Annotated in this window: 18 protein-coding genes and 1 pseudogene; 7 read left to right on the forward strand and 12 right to left on the reverse strand. The window is 57.0% G+C overall.

The features are described 5' to 3' along the window. The first annotated feature begins 46 nt into the window (after positions 1 to 46). Complete coding sequence (gene yccA / locus SB719_RS08990; RefSeq protein ID WP_065649656.1) at positions 47 to 703, forward strand: FtsH protease modulator YccA; 657 nt, start codon at positions 47 to 49, stop codon at positions 701 to 703. 100 nt (positions 704 to 803) lie between these two features. After that, positions 804 to 1,130 (forward strand): TusE/DsrC/DsvC family sulfur relay protein, encoded by a 327-nt coding sequence (locus SB719_RS08995; protein ID WP_065649657.1) that lies wholly within the window; start codon positions 804 to 806, stop codon positions 1,128 to 1,130. On the opposite strand, the gene yccX is transcribed toward SB719_RS08995, so the two are convergent. After that, entirely contained in the window at positions 1,131 to 1,409 is a 279-nt protein-coding gene (yccX, locus tag SB719_RS09000) for an acylphosphatase (protein ID WP_304232373.1), read from the reverse strand. It abuts the gene before it with no gap. An 85-nt stretch (positions 1,410 to 1,494) separates the two neighbouring features. Here yccX and rlmI point away from each other — a divergent pair, with 85 nt between their 5' ends. Both rlmI and hspQ read left to right on the forward strand, forming a co-directional pair. Next, positions 1,495 to 2,685 carry a 23S rRNA (cytosine(1962)-C(5))-methyltransferase RlmI gene (rlmI, locus tag SB719_RS09005; protein WP_065649659.1) on the forward strand — a complete coding sequence of 397 codons (1,191 nt, stop codon included), beginning with the start codon at positions 1,495 to 1,497 and terminating at the stop codon, positions 2,683 to 2,685. Positions 2,686 to 2,744: 59 nt separating this feature from the next. After that, positions 2,745 to 3,062, forward strand: a complete 318-nt coding sequence (hspQ, locus tag SB719_RS09010) for a heat shock protein HspQ (protein ID WP_039383664.1) — start codon at positions 2,745 to 2,747, stop codon at positions 3,060 to 3,062. A gap of 38 nt (positions 3,063 to 3,100) precedes the next feature. Here the strand turns inward: hspQ and SB719_RS09015 are convergent, their stop codons facing one another. Beyond that, positions 3,101 to 3,517 carry a CoA-binding protein gene (locus SB719_RS09015; protein WP_065649660.1) on the reverse strand — a complete coding sequence of 139 codons (417 nt, stop codon included), beginning with the start codon at positions 3,515 to 3,517 and terminating at the stop codon, positions 3,101 to 3,103. A gap of 177 nt (positions 3,518 to 3,694) precedes the next feature. Between SB719_RS09015 and SB719_RS09020 the strand changes: the two genes are divergently transcribed. Then, positions 3,695 to 4,315 (forward strand): DUF2057 family protein, encoded by a 621-nt coding sequence (locus SB719_RS09020; protein ID WP_314686590.1) that lies wholly within the window; start codon positions 3,695 to 3,697, stop codon positions 4,313 to 4,315. Positions 4,316 to 4,354: 39 nt separating this feature from the next. On the opposite strand, the gene helD is transcribed toward SB719_RS09020, so the two are convergent. The 10 genes from helD to SB719_RS09070 form a co-directional block, all read right to left on the reverse strand. Further along, complete coding sequence (gene helD, locus SB719_RS09025) at positions 4,355 to 6,409, reverse strand: DNA helicase IV (protein WP_412159142.1); 2,055 nt, start codon at positions 6,407 to 6,409, stop codon at positions 4,355 to 4,357. 234 nt (positions 6,410 to 6,643) lie between these two features. Continuing rightward, positions 6,644 to 6,862, reverse strand: coding sequence for an ogr/Delta-like zinc finger family protein (locus tag SB719_RS09030; protein ID WP_283341212.1), 219 nt, complete (start codon positions 6,860 to 6,862; stop codon positions 6,644 to 6,646). Between the two features lie 92 nt (positions 6,863 to 6,954). Next, complete coding sequence (locus SB719_RS09035; protein WP_412159143.1) at positions 6,955 to 8,121, reverse strand: phage late control D family protein; 1,167 nt, start codon at positions 8,119 to 8,121, stop codon at positions 6,955 to 6,957. Next, positions 8,118 to 8,645 carry a phage tail protein gene (locus tag SB719_RS09040; protein WP_412159144.1) on the reverse strand — a complete coding sequence of 176 codons (528 nt, stop codon included), beginning with the start codon at positions 8,643 to 8,645 and terminating at the stop codon, positions 8,118 to 8,120. Before SB719_RS09040 ends, SB719_RS09035 begins: the two co-directional genes overlap by 4 nt. A gap of 3 nt (positions 8,646 to 8,648) precedes the next feature. Further along, on the reverse strand, positions 8,649 to 11,129 hold the full coding sequence (locus SB719_RS09045) for a phage tail tape measure protein (protein WP_412159145.1): 2,481 nt from the start codon (positions 11,127 to 11,129) through the stop codon (positions 8,649 to 8,651). Then, on the reverse strand, positions 11,119 to 11,244 hold the full coding sequence (locus SB719_RS09050) for a GpE family phage tail protein (RefSeq protein ID WP_052246449.1): 126 nt from the start codon (positions 11,242 to 11,244) through the stop codon (positions 11,119 to 11,121). The genes SB719_RS09045 and SB719_RS09050 overlap by 11 nt, the downstream gene beginning before the upstream one ends. A 32-nt stretch (positions 11,245 to 11,276) precedes the next feature. Next, the gene (locus SB719_RS09055) at positions 11,277 to 11,555 is read right to left on the reverse strand and encodes a phage tail assembly protein (protein WP_412159146.1); all 279 of its coding nucleotides are present in this window, start codon (positions 11,553 to 11,555) and stop codon (positions 11,277 to 11,279) included. Positions 11,556 to 11,620: 65 nt separating this feature from the next. Then, positions 11,621 to 12,130 (reverse strand): phage major tail tube protein, encoded by a 510-nt coding sequence (locus SB719_RS09060; protein WP_412159147.1) that lies wholly within the window; start codon positions 12,128 to 12,130, stop codon positions 11,621 to 11,623. Positions 12,131 to 12,142: 12 nt separating this feature from the next. Beyond that, positions 12,143 to 13,312, reverse strand: a complete 1,170-nt coding sequence (locus tag SB719_RS09065; protein WP_412159148.1) for a phage tail sheath protein — start codon at positions 13,310 to 13,312, stop codon at positions 12,143 to 12,145. 41 nt (positions 13,313 to 13,353) lie between these two features. Further along, positions 13,354 to 13,971, reverse strand: a complete 618-nt coding sequence (locus tag SB719_RS09070) for a recombinase family protein (protein ID WP_412159149.1) — start codon at positions 13,969 to 13,971, stop codon at positions 13,354 to 13,356. A gap of 222 nt (positions 13,972 to 14,193) precedes the next feature. On the opposite strand from SB719_RS09070, the gene SB719_RS09075 reads away from it, so the two are divergent. Beyond that, positions 14,194 to 14,787, forward strand: a complete 594-nt coding sequence (locus SB719_RS09075; protein WP_412159150.1) for a hypothetical protein — start codon at positions 14,194 to 14,196, stop codon at positions 14,785 to 14,787. Between the two features lie 126 nt (positions 14,788 to 14,913). Then, positions 14,914 to 14,995 (forward strand): annotated as a pseudogene (locus SB719_RS09080) (hypothetical protein); the annotation flags it as partial.

Raw genomic sequence — 14,995 nt, forward strand, 5'->3', positions numbered from 1 at the left:
TATTCTCAGCGCATGTAAGGTGTCCTCTCTCTTTAAGGAGTAAATGATGGACAAAATTATCAGCTCATCGCAGCAGCAATCCCTGATCAGCACCCATAAAGTCCTGCGTAATACCTACTTTCTGCTGGGTCTGACGCTGGCGTTCTCCGCGGTTACGGCCACGCTAAGCACTGTGTATGCGCTCCCCTCACCCGGCTTAATTCTGATGCTGGTCGGGTTTTATGGTTTGATGTTTCTGACCTACCGTCTGGCAAATAGTCCGGCCGGAATAGCAGCAGCGTTCGCCTTCACGGGTTTTCTTGGCTACTGCCTGGGTCCTATCCTCAGCTCGTTTCTGAGCGCGGGCATGGGCGATGTTATTGCCATGGCGCTGGGCGGCACGGCGCTGGTGTTCTTCTGCTGTTCGGCCTATGTACTGACCACCCGCCGCGATATGTCATTCCTTGGCGGTATGATGATGGCAGGCTTTGTGGTTCTGCTGGTTGCGGTCGTGGCGAACCTGTTCCTGCAGCTGCCTGCCCTGCATCTGGCTATCAGTGCTCTTTTCATTCTTTTCTCTGCAGGTGCCATTCTGTGGGAGACCAGTAACATTATCCATGGCGGCGAGACTAACTATATTCGCGCTACCGTTGGGCTCTATGTCTCTCTCTATAATATCTTTGTCAGCCTGCTGAGCCTGCTGGGTTTCGCTAACCGCGATTAACGCCGCAGCGCACAAAAAGTAAACCCCGCTCCGGCGGGGTTTTTGCTTTTTTATAGGGCGGGAATTTACAATAACCGCAGATAACAGATGAGGAAAAGATGTGATTGTTAACGGCAGTGAGATTGTAACCGATGCAGAAGGTTATCTGACTAACCACGCTGACTGGCGTGAAGAGGTGGCGCTGGCAATTGCCCGGCAGGAAAATATCGAGATGAGTGACGCTCACTGGGAGGTTGTCCACTTTGTACGCGACTTTTACCGGGAATTTAATACCTCTCCCGCCGTGCGCATGCTGGTGAAGGCGATGGCGAAAAAGTATGGTGAAGAGAAAGGTAACAGCCGCTATCTGTTTCGCCTGTTTCCGGACGGCCCGGCAAAGCAGGCGACAAAAATCGCCGGCCTGCCGAAACCTGCGAAATGTCTCTGATCAGCCCGTGGTAAAGCTGTCTGGTAATTTTGTCAGCTGACAGGGCTCGGTCAGGACGTTATCCACCCGCGCACTGCGCGGCCCGCCTGCCTGAAGCCAGCTGATAAGCGTCCCGACCTGTTGTTCGTTACCACAGGCCAGCACCTCAACGCTGCCATCAGGCAGATTGCGGGCATGACCGGTCAGACCCAGCGTTTGCGCCTGCTGCTGGGTGTAATAACGGAAACCGACGCCCTGTACCATGCCATATACCCGGATTGTGCAGCTGCGATCAGCCATTGTACCTTTCCCCTATTCTGCGTTGCAATTTGACGCTTTCCACCGGAAAATGGCGCCTCATTTTTTCAGGTAAGCATAGCAAACTATGACCGTTCGATTGATTCTCACTAAGGGACGTGAAAAATCCCTGCTCCGCCGTCATCCCTGGGTCTTTTCCGGCGCCGTTGCGCGTATGGAAGGGAAAGCGCAGTCTGGCGAAACGATTGATATTTGCGACAGCAATGGCAAATGGCTGGCTCGCGCCGCTTATTCACCGGAGTCGCAAATTCGTGCGCGCGTCTGGAGCTGGCAACAGGATGAGTCAATCGATATCGCCTTCTTTGTACGCCGCTTAGAGCAGGCGCAACAGTGGCGCGACTGGCTGGCGACCCGTGACGGACTCGACAGCTATCGTCTGATCGCCGGCGAATCGGATGGTATGCCCGGCGTGACCATCGATCGCTTTGGGCATTTTCTGGTGCTGCAGCTACTCTCTGCAGGAGCAGAGTATCAGCGGCCTGCCATTGTTTCTGCGCTGCAGCAGTGCTATCCGGACTGCGCTATTTACGATCGTTCCGACGTCGCCGTGCGTAAAAAAGAGGGGCTGCCGCTGGCTCAGGGGCCGGTCAGTGGTGAACTGCCACCTGCCCTGCTGCCTATTACCGAGCACGGTATGAAACTGCTGGTGGACATTCAGGGCGGTCATAAAACCGGTTACTACCTTGATCAGCGTGATAGCCGTTTTGCCACCCGCCGCTATGCGCAGGATGCCCGCGTGCTGAACTGCTTCTCTTATACCGGCGGATTCGCCGTCTCGGCGCTGCTTGGCGGCTGCCGCGAAGTGGTGAGCGTGGATACGTCGCAGGATGCGCTGGACGTAGCAAAACAGAATGTTGAGCTGAACGGGCTTGATGTCTCGCGGGCGCAGTTTCTGCGGGATGACGTCTTTAAACTGCTGCGCCGCTACCGCGATGCGGGCGAAAAGTTTGATCTGATTATTATGGATCCGCCGAAATTCGTTGAGAACAAAAATCAGCTGATGGGCGCCTGTCGTGGTTACAAAGATATCAATATGCTGGCGATGCAGCTGCTTAATCCAGGCGGTATTCTGCTGACGTTCTCCTGCTCCGGCCTGATGGCAACGGATTTATTTCAGAAGATTGTGGCTGATGCGGCGCTGGATGCCGGACGTGATGTACAATTTATAGAGCAGTTCCGTCAGGCGGCCGATCATCCGGTAATAGCCAGCTATCCGGAAGGTCTCTATCTGAAAGGTTTTGCCTGCCGCGTACTGTGACTTGAAAACCAGATCCCTGCCCCCATATTCAGTGGCAGGTAAAGTTTTGGGAGGTCGCAATGATTGCCAGTAAATTTGGAATTGGACAGCAGGTCCGGCATCGTCTGTCAGGTGTGCTGGGTGTCATCGTCGATGTTGACCCTGAGTATTCGCTGGATGAACCGGAACTGGATGAAGTTGGTGCAACGGAAACGCTGCGTGCCGCCCCCTGGTATCATGTAGTGATGGAAGATGAAGAGGGCGAACAGGTGCACACCTATGTTGCAGAAGTGCAGCTGGCGGGGGAAACACTGTTCGAGCATCCGGAGCAGCCCTCTATGGATGAGCTGGCCGCCTCTATCCGGCAGCAGCTGCAGGCACCCAGCCTGCGACACTAATTATATCGGCGACGCAGGTCGCCGTTTTATTATCTGATTTATGCTGGCGTAATATTGAGACGCGGGATCTCGATTTTTGGACAGCGATCCATAATCACCGTCAGCCCAGCATCACTTGCCAGTACTGCCGCCTGCTCATTGATCACACCGAGCTGCAGCCACAATGTTTTCGCCCCAATCGCAATAGCGTCCTGTGCCACCTCCCATGCTGCCTCAGCATTACGAAATACATCCACCATATCGACTTTTCCCGGTATCTCCGCCAGTGAAGCATAGGCGGTCTGCCCCATCAGCTGCTGCCCGGCGAGCTTTGGACTCACCGGAATAACCTCATATCCCTGGTCCAGTAAATAACGCATCACGCCATAACTGGGACGAGTGGGTTTATCGCTGGCCCCTACCAGTGCAATACGACGGGTGTTCATCAGCACATCACGGATCACTTGATCGTTCATTCTCTTCCCCCTCTCTCTGTTGCCAGAGTGTAGCTGCCCTATCTGCACGCGATGCAAGCAGCAAAGATGAAATGTTTGCACCAGAACACGAATAAATATGTTTAAATGTAACTTTAGTGCCATAATGAAATACTTTGCTACACATCACTGATTACCCGCCATATTTCGGGAGTAGAAATGAAGCTGTCTCCGGCTGTTACAGGCATTATTGCGCTGCTTGTCACAGCATCCTGCCCCGCTATTACGCTTAAACTCGATCCGCAGATTGATTTACTGGTGCTGGACGGGCGTAAAATTGCCGGCTCACTGCTGAAAGGCGCAGATAGCCTTGAGCTGGAGCAAGGGCAGCATCAGTTTCTGTTCCGCGTCGAAAAACCCTGTCCTGACGCAACCCATTTTCAGTCGGTACCGATGATTGTTACGTTCACCGCTGCAGCACACTCTGTGGCGATCCACCTGCCCTCACTGAATAGCCGGCGTGAACGCAGTACATTTAACAAACTTCTGAACTTCAGGCTGGTTGATGAACGGGGCATGGAGATTGCCAGCCTTCGCGATCGTCTGCCGCAGAGCGGCGGCAGCGACATGGCGCAGGCCATGATGGTTTATAACCGCGCAGCACAGATGGCATCAGTACCACGCTTTGCCTCTCCTTCAGCCACAGCTGTAAGCGAAAACCCCGATTTTGCCTGGCAGGATGCCAGCGATTTGCCCTCAATACAGCGCTGGTTTAAACGCTTTGACGCAGCAACCCGGCAGAAATTGCTCAGCTGGATGAAAACCCTGCGTACCAGCTAGTGACTTGCCCAGTTTTCCGCTGATGCGCTGCTACCAGACTCAGGCTTTACGCGCCACTGGTACACCCAGCTCACGCAGCTGATCGACAAAAGGTGACGGAGAGGCTTTATTAAACAGCAGCCACAGCTGCTCACGTGCCCGCGTCATAGCCACATAAGCGAGGCGCCGCTCTTCCGCATCAGGAAAATCCTCCACAGGGGGCAGCAGTCCCTGCTCCAGCACTGACTCGCGCGCCGGCGCCGGAAAGCCGTCAGCTCCCTGATGGAGCCCGGTCAGGATGACGTACTCTGCCTGCTGGCCTTTACTGGCGTGGATTGTCATAAACTCCAGCTGTAAGCCGGGCCAGCGCGTTTTTGCCCGGTCCAGCAGCGCCGGACGCAGATGATGGTAGCGCGCCAGCAGCAGAATCCTCTCCTCCGGTTGCGCAAATCCGCTGAGTTTATCCAGCAGCCCTTCCAGCTGATCGTCTGGCAGCAGCGTCACCGCTTTTTTACTTTCCTTGCTCAGACTGGTAAGCGTTTTTTTTATCTGATGCGGATTTTGCTGAATAAACCGGTTAGCGATGTCACCAATACGGGCATTAAAGCGATAAGTGGTATCCAGCACGCAGCTGTCGCCGCTGCCAAAATAGTGATGAAAAGCTGTCGTCAGAGTGAGCTTAGCGCCGCTAAAGCGATAGATTGCCTGCCAGTCATCTCCTGCAGCAAACAGGCTGGTACGGGCATTCTGCGCACGCAGTGCCATCAACAGTGCAGCACGCTGTGGCGAGATATCCTGAAATTCATCAACCAGGATATGTTTCCAGGGACTGATAAAGCGCCTTTTTTCCAGCACATCTGTTGCCTGCTGGATCAGACCGGTAAAATCAACGGCGCCTTCCGCTTTTAGCGCACTTTTCCACGCTTTCAGCAGCGGTGCCATTAATTTCGCCTGCTTACTGAAGCTGTCGCGCCACGCTTCCGGAACGGCCGCGATCGTTTCCGCCTGCGTACCGCTCTGCATGCGTATCAGGCTCAGCCACTGCTCGAGACGCGGTGCCAGTCGTTGTGCAATAGCGCTATCCTGCCAGAATGCGCCTTCCGGCAGCGTCCACGCCAGATCGTCCTCCAGCCACTGACGCCAGCCGCTGGCCTGCGACTTTTTAGCCGCACACTGCTCGCGCCAGCTCTCCAGCAGCAGCTGGCGACGGGCTGCGCTGTCACTCTCCAGCTGGCTGATGACTGGCGGTTTGCGGCCCCCCTCGCGAATGATATGCAGCGCCAGCGCATGAAAGGTACGCGCCTGCATATCCTGTACGTTGAGCCGCGCGGCTATGCGTTCATTTATCTCTTCCGCAGCTTCGCGGCCAAATGCCAGCAGCAAAATCTGGTCCGGATGAGCCAGCCGGCGCTGCAGCAGCCAGCCAGCACGTGCTACCAGCACAGAGGTTTTACCGCTGCCTGCTCCCGCCAGTACCAGCAACGTCTCTTCACCATTAACCACGGCCTCTGCCTGCGCCCCGTTAAGCGGCGTGCGCTCAACCGTAGCAAAAAAATCGGGGTTTTCCTGAATCACCCGCTCGCTCCAGCGGCGATTGCGCTGGCGAATGGTTGCTTCCCCCTTTTCCAGCCACTGCCGGCAGCGATGCCAGCGTTCACGACAGTTATCCAGCGTTTCCAGGCGCGCCAGCGGCAGCGGCAGCGCCGCGATCGTCTCATCAACCCGGGCAAGGATAGCCGCCAGCTCACGTCGCTTCAGCCAGCGATCCTCTTCAGTCAGCTGCGAAATATGCTGCAGTAGCTCATCCAGTACGCCTGCGCTGATATGACTCATCTCAGCGCTCCACTGCTGCCAGGTGTGCTGCAGGTGGTGATAAAAACGCTGCGTCTCCTGCCACTCCGTGCCGTGCAGCCGCACCACCTGATTTTCCGCCAGCAGGAACTCCAGCTCCCCCCATACCAGACCGCGTTTACAGCTGATATCCAGCAGCTGATTAAACGGAATAAGATATTCATGGCGGTCACCGCTGACTTCAACTCCGGCGGTCAGCAAACGCACCCGATTATAAGGATGCTGCGCAAGACGTTTACCCATTGCTGTTGCTTTCAGTTCCATGTCCGCATCATCAGGTGAAATTCAGTTATTGCGCAGTTTACCTGTCAGACACTTGGCGCTCCAGCCTTAAAACAGGCTAAACTGTACTCAACAAAGTATTTATATTTAATGTAGTTAAATTTCATGTAGTTACATTAGTAAAGTCTTTAATTATTATTCATATGGCAGCAAATTGGCAGCGGATTTTTTCTGGCTGGCAGCAGACATAAAAAAACCCGCTTTCGCGGGCTTCGTTCAATGCAGCTGTAAGGGCTGCTGCTCTTGATTCACATGCAACGGAACTCTGTTCACCTCACCGGGGCAAACGATGATTCCAGTGAGTGATTCATGCGTCTTAAAAGTGCAGCTACAGTTGATATTTGTGCACTGATGATAACGCTCCTTTGTTTCCTTTGAAATATAACGGCTGCTTTTAGCGTGAGCAGCGGTGCTGCAGAGTGGGCAGTGCATCATGATGGCAGTCCTTTAAAATCGAGAGGTGGAGACTGCATGCATTTTGATTAATCAAACTTAAATTTGCAAATTTAAGTTTTATCTAATTCCTTTTAATCATCTCCACTTGATTCTGCCTGATACTCAACATCGGACAACAGTACCTCAAACTCCAGCTGTGTCGTGTAGCCGCTGTCATTCAGGCTGTGCGTGACCTTACTGATCAGCCACGGCTGCGCATCAATCACCGACTTAAACCCGCTGACCTTCACCGGCGTTTCCGGGTACAGGTCGGCGCGGCCCCTTGCCAGCGTGAGCGAGAACTCAGCGACGCCGCGCTGCAGCTTCTCCCATTTGGCCTTTGCAGCATGCATCGCGGACGCCTGGCTGGAAAACACCGTCGTCAGCGTAAACACGTTGTCCTGGCTCCCGGCCAGATAATCCCCCTGCCGGGCTTCAGGCGCCTTTGCCTTAACCACCTTTTTCTTTTTCGTTTCAGGATGGTGAAAGCCGTAGTGAACTTCCGGCTTTTTCTTTCGCTGCAGCTTCACCTTTTTGGGCTTCGGGTCTTTGGTGTGCAGCCAGCTGGCCGACACGCCCGTATAGGCGCCACGGTCAGCAATGCTGAAGGTGTGCCGGTCGCCGTTCTGGCGGGTAATCGTCACCTGCGGAATCGGCTTACCGCCGGCGGTAACGCCGCCGCCCGGGCGGATAAACAGCAGCCTGCCGGCTTTGATGGCCGCAACGGCGCCATACAGCGTGGCAAGCCGCGTCAGAAATTTGGCGTCGGTTTCCTGCGTCTGGTCAAGGTGCGCCACGACAATCCCGGCAAAGCCGTCGGCCAGCATCAGCTCCAGCTTATTGCGCGCGGCTATCTGCGACACGATTTGCCCGAGCGTGGTGTCGTGATAGGACACCTCGCGGCGTGAGTTCAGCGAGCCGCGAAAATCGGCGCTGCGGGCGCGGATGGTCATGGTGTCCGGCGCGCCGTGATGCTCCACTTCATCCACCGTGAAACTGCCCTTGCCCGTGAGCGCCTGCCCTTTCCAGCCGAGAAACAGCGACACCTCCGCGCCGCGCGCGGGCATTGCCAGCTGCCCGTCGGCGTCGTCCAGCTCGATATCCAGCTGATCGGCCTCAAAGCCCCGGTTATCCGTCAGGGTGAGCGAGATCAGCCGGTCCCTGATGCTGGTCGTTATATCCTTTGCGTTCACCCGGAGCTGAAAGTCAGGCGCGAGCCGGGCGCCCATCTGCACGGGCAGGCTGCTGATGCCGGTCATAGTGAGAACCCTCCCGCCCCCGACAGAAGACTGCCGGCCGCTGATTTCACGCTGTTAATCGCAGAAGAAAGCTGGCCCGGCAGGTTGCCGGCGCCGCTGACGAGGCCGCCGGCCTGCTGCTTAAGGTCGCCGAACATGGCGGTCAGCGATTCATCAACGCGCTTCAGGTTCAGCGTGAACGTGATTTTGCTGGCCGTGCCGTTCGGGAAAAATTCACTGTGCGTGTTTGCGATACTTTCAACAACGTACATGCCGTAAATCATGCCGCTGCCGCCAATCAGGGGCCACGCCATGCCCTGATCGGCAAGCAGCCGCACCGTTGTCAGGGAAACCGCGCCGCCCGTTATTTCGGGGCGCAGCTCCCCGGACAGCGTGATTTTTTCATCGCCCGGCCCGATAAACTGCGCCGCCGGGCGCAGGCCAAAGCGGCTGTTTGTGGGCCAGCGGTAGTCGATGTTCTGCTGCAGCTCGCCGTAGGGCAGCGTCTGGCGCATGAACGGCATCATGCCGTAGATCATCATCATCGGTTATTCCTCCCATCCCATTTTGCTGCGGTTCTGCGCCTGCCGGTTGCGCTGCTCCCGCGCCTGATGCTGCGACATCAGCGCCAGCGCGTCGTCTTTTGTCATACCTTCATGCATCTGAAGCGTGTACTGATAGGTATTCTGGCTGCGGTCGGTAAAGCCGCCGCCCGCCCCCGGCGAGGACACCGGGCGGTAAGGTGCGCCGCCGGTCGCCAGACTGTACTGCAGCCCGCCGGTATCGGCGCCGGCGCCGCCGGTCGCCAGCAGGTCGGGCGACGGCACTTTATCTTTCAGCCCGTCTGATTTCGTGTCGATAATGCCGAGCTTTTCCAGCACCCAGTCTATGCCGCCGCGCAACTGGTTAAGGGCTTCACCGGGTATCTTCAGCGCGTCGGCGAGCATGCTGCCGAACTTTTTACCCATATCACCGGCGGCGGCAAGCTCGGTCTGTGTGGATTTCACCGGCTCCAGCAGCCTGCCGAACCACTCCCACAGCGATTTGACCTTATCCCCGACGGCGGAAAACAGCGGCGTGAGCGTGCCGAAGGCGTCGCCAATCGGCCCCATCGCCGCGACAAACCCCTCCGCAAAGCCTTTGATAAAGGCGCTGATGGGTTCCCAGTATTTACGGACCAGCAGCGCGCCGGCCACAATCGCCGCCGCTACCGCCATCACCGGAAGCGTAATCGCGCCGAGCGCCGTCACGATGGCGCCGCCGGCCATGCTGAAGCCCGCGCCGAGCAGCCCCGCTCCGGCTATGAGCGCGTTGAGGCCCGCCATCACCGGCCAGACAATCAGCCCCACGCCGCCGAGCACGGTCGTCAGCCCCGCCACGGCCCCGGCCAGAATCACCAGTTTTGTGGTGAGGGCCGGATTTGCGTCCGTCCAGGCTCTGAGTTTTCCCAGCCAGCGCGTCGCGGTCTGCGTCAGGGTGCGCAGGTCTGAGTCGGTGTCTTTGAAGGCGTTAAAGCGCAGCCCCTCAAACTCCCCTTTCAGGCGGGCAATATCACCCGACAGATTATCGCGCAGCGTGTTTCCCATGCTCTCAGCCGCGCCGCTCACGTCTCCGAGCCTGTCTTTCATTCCGGCCAGCGCGCCGAGAAAGGCCGGTATCTGGTCCACGGATAAATCTTCCGCCGGCGTGCCGAACAGGGAAATAGCGAGGCTTGCCCGCTCGGCCGGGTCTTTGACGGCCAGCAGCCCCTTAGCGGTTTTCTGCATGGCCTCGCGGGCCTTGCTGCCGCCCGAGGCAATTGCGCGCGACATCTTCAGGGCATTCAGCCCGATTTGCTCATAGGCCATGACGCTGTTTTTCGACATATCCGAGCCGCGTATGCTGAACTCCTTGATCGCGTCCCCGGTCTTGTCCAGGGCAAACTTGCCCTGCTTCGACATATCAACGAGCAGCGACATCGCCTCGGCGCCCGTAAAGCCCATGTTGCGAAAGTGCGTCGAGTATTCGTGCAGGATTTCCGGCATCTCGCCGCGCATCTCAGCCGACACGCGCTGCATCCCGGACACGATTAAATCCAGCGCCTCGTCGCTGCTGCCCGCGAGATTGTTTTTCATCATGATCGCGGCAATCTGGATGCTTTCCGCCGTGTCGGTGCCGAAGGCGGTCTGCATATCCAGCGCCTTGCGGGTGATGCGGTCCAGCTCCGCCGAGCCCACGTCGCCGAGCGTGCCGAGCGTGCTGCGCACCGCCGACACGGCCTCGGTGATTTTTTCAATGTCGCTGCTTACGCCCGAGGCGCTGATGCGCTGAATGGCTGCGGCGTACTGCCCGCCCTTCTCCGCGCTTTCGCCCTGGCGCGCCGCGATAAGCGCCCCGCTCTGCTGCGAATGCACCTCCGGCGCCATCAGCCGGCTGCCGGCGTAGAGCGCGGCGCTCCCGCCCGCAAACGCAGCGGCGCCGCCGTTGCGCACCTTCGCCGACAGCTCCTGCCCGCGCCGGTATCGTTCGCTCACGCGGTTCAGCTGCTCCTGCTGCTGATTCAGGCGCTGCAGCTCCTGCTTTTGCCGGCTCAGGCTCAGCGTTGCCTGCGCGGCCTCGTCTTTGAGGCGCTTCTGCTCGCTGCTCAGGCGGCGGGTTGATATGCCGGCGGCGCTCAGCGCGTCGCGCTGCTGCTGCACCGACAGGCGCAGGCTGTTTGATTTCACCTGCAGCGCGGCGGCCGCCTGCCGGGCCTTTTCCAGCTCGCGGGCCTGCGCCGCCGTTGGCCGTGCAGTGTTGCTGAAGGCCACGCCCAGCGCGGCGGCCTCCTGCTGCGCCTTCTTCAGCTTCTGTTCGGTGACGGCAAGCTGGCCGCTCGTGCGCCGGAAACCCTCAATCCGGGACGCCTGCGCGTCCAGCTTTCTGAGCGTTTCCTGCGTGTCGGTAATGCCGCCTGATAGCCTGCGGGTTTCGTTCTGAACGGCTTTAAACGGGCGGGTCGCCTGGTCTACCGCCTTCAGCATCACCTGCAGTCTGAGGTTATTGCTCATCCGGGGTTGCTCCGCTGCGGATCATGGCTTTATGCCGCCAGTCCACTACTTCAGCCAGCGGCATGTCGTACATCTCGGAGGGCTGCCAGTGGAATATCGTGGCAATGTCGGCCATCAGGTCGTTAACAGTCAGGCCGGGCGGCCAGTCTACTCTGCCAGCTTCGGAGACAAAAAACCGATCACCACGCCCGCGAGCGCAATCAGGTCGGCCGGATCAAGACCGTTGCACTCGGCTTTGGTCAGCGACGGTACGGTGATGCGGGGCAGCACGGCCAGCAGCGCGTCCACGTCCGAGGCGGCAAGGTCGGCGAGGCGCACGCCGCGCAGCGCGCCGGCGTTCGGCTTACTCAGTTCCACCTTGCCGATTTGAGTGTCGCCGCGCGTTACCGGCGCGCCCAGTACGATGATATTTTCGCTCTTATCCATGTTTCTTTGCTCTCTGTTCACTGTGGTCAGTTAAGGCCGGCGCCGGTCCGGCGCTGGCGTGCGGGTTATACCAGGCCGATGTTTTTGCGGCGCTGCTCAAGCCGGTCCGTGCCGTTGACCTTTTCGATCATGTTCACGGTGTCGATTTCAATCAGCTCTTTGCCGTTATACGTCAGCTTGTAGTAGGTATTTTTACTGGTGATTTTGGTTTCGGTTTCCTCGCCCGGCCTGGCTTCACCAAAGTCAAAGCTCTGGTGTTTACCGCGCACCTCAACCTCGACCGCGATTTCCTCGCCGGTGTCGTCGCGCTGATAAGAGCCGGTAAAGCGCAGCGGCACGGCGGACGCGCCCCACTGCGAGAGGATCAGCTCGTCAATGCCGCCGATGCTCCATTCCATGTCCAGCGCGTCATCTTCCAGCCCGTTGTCAATGTGCGCAGCGCCGCTCATGCCGCCGGCGCGGAACGGGTCGAGCTTGCGCGCCAGCTTCGGCAGGGTGACGGAGGTCACGACGCCCTGATAGCTGTTGGCGTCGTTGAAAAGGTTCATGCCCTTCAGTTTGCGTGGCAGTGCCATTTATCCGGCTCCTCAGCTGTTTACGGATGCGGCGAAGTTCGCCAGATATTTGTCGGAGATGCGCTGGCGCAGGGTTAAATCTTCCAGCGGCGGCACCGGCGTATAGTCGTAATCAATAAAGAGCTTACCCGCCTTCAGGGACTCTTTATCGTTGGCGCTTTCGTCATACCAGGCGGACGCGCCGATCAGATAGCCGGCGCTGACCAGCTCGCGAAACTTGGCGTTTATGCCCGCGATAATTTCCTTAACGAGCACCGGCGTCAGCGGCTTATCAACCGCCCACATGTGCGCCTCGGCCATCGTGTCGGCCAGCACCTGCGCCGTGCGGGTGTAGTTCTCAAACTGGAAAAGCGGATCGTCGCTGCAGGTGCGGTTGCCCCAGAAGCGAAAGCCGTCTTTGCGAATAAGCGTCGTGACGTCCGCCTCATTGAGCAGGTCGGCGTCGGTGCCGGTCTGCTGCAAATCCCAGAACACCGACGCGGAGATGCCGGTCACGCCGTTTACGCCGACGTTGGACAGGGTTTTATGCCAGCCCGTGTCGTTGTCGATTTTGGCTCGCAGGCCCAGCGCACGGGCGGTTGCGTAAGCCACGTCAGACTTGTTTGCTGAGGTATTCCACGCGAGGAAGTCAGGCCAGATAACCATGATTTCGCGCTGGCTGAAGTTCTGACGGTACAGCCGGGCCTCGGAGATGGTTTTACACCCCCACGCCGACACGTAGGCGAAGGCGCGCAGCTGCTGTGCAACGGCCGCGAGCGCGGTTGCCACCTCCAGTGAATCCAGCCCCGGCACGCCGAGGATGCGCGGCTTTACGTCGAGCTGCGTCTGCGAGGCAAGCAGCGCCTTCATGCCGGTGTACTGCCCGTTTTCGTCCGTACCGCCGATAATGCTGGAAATGGTTTCGGCCTCGTCGGCGCCTTCGGCTACGCGCACCACGACCGTGACGGGCCTTGACTGATCGGCGATGGCCTGGAGCGCGGCGGCAAGCGTGCCCTTTTTCCCCGCTTTGCCGATGGCGCTCTGCACGTTGGTGATTAGCACCGGCATATTCAGCGGAAACGCGGTCGCGTCCGCATCCTGCGCGGTGCAGACCATACCAACGATAGCGGTTGATACGGTGGAGATAGTGCGCGTGCCGTCGTTGATTTCGACGACGCGGACACCGTGATGATAATCAGCCATTCTGATGCACTCCTGATAAAAGGTGTGCTCAGGGTGTCAGGTCAGCCGGGGCGCTGCATCTGAAGGGGGTTTGCTGAGCCGTCAGCAGACAGATTTATAATCTCCCGCTGCCGGCCTGCCGGTATGTACCGGTAAAGCGTTTTAACGGACACCTCAAGCACCAGGGCTATCTGCTGCAGCGTGGCGCCGTTCGCCAGCATTCTCTCGGCGCGTCCGATAATGTCAGGCGTCATTACCCGGCGCCTGCCTCCGATGCGCCCTTTTTCCCGCGCGGCGGCCAGCCCGGCGCGGGTGCGCTCGACGATCAGCTCGCGCTCCATTTCAGCAAGCGCGCCCATTACGTGAAAGAAAAAGCGCCCCATCGCCGTGCCGGTGTCGATGCTGTCCGTCAGGCTGCGGAATCCTACGCCGCGCTCGCGCAGTTCTTCGGTGAGCATAACGAGATGCCGCATGCTGCGCCCGAGCCGGTCGAGCTTCCATACGACCAGCGTGTCGCCCGCCTTCAGGGTGCGCAGCGCTTTTTTCAGGCCGGGCCTGTCCCGCGTCTTTCCGCTTATTTTATCCTCGAAAATCAGCTCACAATCTGCACTCATGAGCGCATTGCGCTGCAAATCCGTGTTCTGGTCATTTGTTGACACCCTGATATAGCCAATTAGCACCGTTAACCCCTGCAAAATGCCGGTGAGTGTGCCAGCGGCTGCCGCTTCAGGACCAGGGGTTTCTTTCCTTTAAGCCTTTTATTGCACGGTATGTTTTTGAGTAGCATTGAATATTGATCAGCATGAGCTTTTCAGAAGAAAAAACTCTGCCAGAAAATGGTATAAAAAGGTATATTCTTAATATCCTTCAAGGTTTTGGAACGAATAACTGCAGGTAAAATAATGAGCACACAGGCAGACAACACTCAAAATAATAATCACATAGCTAAGCTTGCACTTGCTATGAATGATTACAGCCATTTTTTCTCTATACGTCGTCATCTAAATATAAATTTCATCCGAGACTTAAACGGAAGTGGAATACAGGGCCTGTTTATCAAACGGCAAAGCGATGAGGAAAATTTAATCCAAGTCATTTTTGACTACACCTACAATGAAAGCGAGACTTTCCTTTATGAAGCGGATCTTTTTATGGATCAACGAAAAGATTATGAACCTACTCTTAACAAAGGAAAGCACAAGTTCATTGTAAAGAAAGCTGAAATTAAAATAGACTGGGAAGATGATGAAATGAATCTTTGGCGTTCTGATATTAAACGACTTACGAGGCCGCATGTTACTCTCGAAGATTGGTTAGCTAATGACTCAGAGATGCTAGTGCGTTGCGACTCCTTTTTATTTTGTCGTAAGCCCGTCATTTTCACATCAAACGATCTTAGACGATATATTGCTATGGGCCTAACTCTAGATGATTTAAAAAAGCGCCTCAAATGTATGAAGTGTGGCAAACATATAGCCAGCATTTCAGCTTTTTAATCAGCCAGCATGATTTTATTAACCATTAGTTAAATTGCATATATCAAAAATCAGTGCATCAAGGATGCACGCTGTAACCGCTCCTGATACATAGCGAACCAAATACGCAAAAATCAGATGTTCTTTCTTTTAAACCTCGGTTTGGGCGAAGCAGCAAAGCGGGAAGTTGGAACCGGTAGCGGAGAACTGCCGGATATGAGTTTTTTTG

Origin of the sequence: Pantoea sp. SIMBA_079, from assembly GCF_046940275.1 — a bacterium.
GTDB lineage: Bacteria > Pseudomonadota > Gammaproteobacteria > Enterobacterales > Enterobacteriaceae > Pantoea > Pantoea borealis.

Bases quoted from the DNA above. Each gene is read 5' to 3' on its own strand.
- yccA (WP_065649656.1), top strand. From the start codon at position 47: ATGGACAAAATTATCAGCTCATCGCAGCAGCAATCCCTGATCAGCACC.
- yccX (WP_304232373.1), bottom strand. From the start codon at position 1,409: ATGGCTGATCGCAGCTGCACAATCCGGGTATATGGCATGGTACAGGGC.
- rlmI (WP_065649659.1), top strand. From the start codon at position 1,495: ATGACCGTTCGATTGATTCTCACTAAGGGACGTGAAAAATCCCTGCTC.
- hspQ (WP_039383664.1), top strand. From the start codon at position 2,745: ATGATTGCCAGTAAATTTGGAATTGGACAGCAGGTCCGGCATCGTCTG.
- SB719_RS09015 (WP_065649660.1), bottom strand. From the start codon at position 3,517: ATGAACGATCAAGTGATCCGTGATGTGCTGATGAACACCCGTCGTATT.
- SB719_RS09020 (WP_314686590.1), top strand. From the start codon at position 3,695: ATGAAGCTGTCTCCGGCTGTTACAGGCATTATTGCGCTGCTTGTCACA.
- helD (WP_412159142.1), bottom strand. From the start codon at position 6,409: ATGGAACTGAAAGCAACAGCAATGGGTAAACGTCTTGCGCAGCATCCT.
- SB719_RS09030 (WP_283341212.1), bottom strand. From the start codon at position 6,862: ATGATGCACTGCCCACTCTGCAGCACCGCTGCTCACGCTAAAAGCAGC.
- SB719_RS09035 (WP_412159143.1), bottom strand. From the start codon at position 8,121: ATGACCGGCATCAGCAGCCTGCCCGTGCAGATGGGCGCCCGGCTCGCG.
- SB719_RS09040 (WP_412159144.1), bottom strand. From the start codon at position 8,645: ATGATGATGATCTACGGCATGATGCCGTTCATGCGCCAGACGCTGCCC.
- SB719_RS09045 (WP_412159145.1), bottom strand. From the start codon at position 11,129: ATGAGCAATAACCTCAGACTGCAGGTGATGCTGAAGGCGGTAGACCAG.
- SB719_RS09050 (WP_052246449.1), bottom strand. From the start codon at position 11,244: ATGGCCGACATTGCCACGATATTCCACTGGCAGCCCTCCGAGATGTAC.
- SB719_RS09055 (WP_412159146.1), bottom strand. From the start codon at position 11,555: ATGGATAAGAGCGAAAATATCATCGTACTGGGCGCGCCGGTAACGCGC.
- SB719_RS09060 (WP_412159147.1), bottom strand. From the start codon at position 12,130: ATGGCACTGCCACGCAAACTGAAGGGCATGAACCTTTTCAACGACGCC.
- SB719_RS09065 (WP_412159148.1), bottom strand. From the start codon at position 13,312: ATGGCTGATTATCATCACGGTGTCCGCGTCGTCGAAATCAACGACGGC.
- SB719_RS09075 (WP_412159150.1), top strand. From the start codon at position 14,194: ATGAGCACACAGGCAGACAACACTCAAAATAATAATCACATAGCTAAG.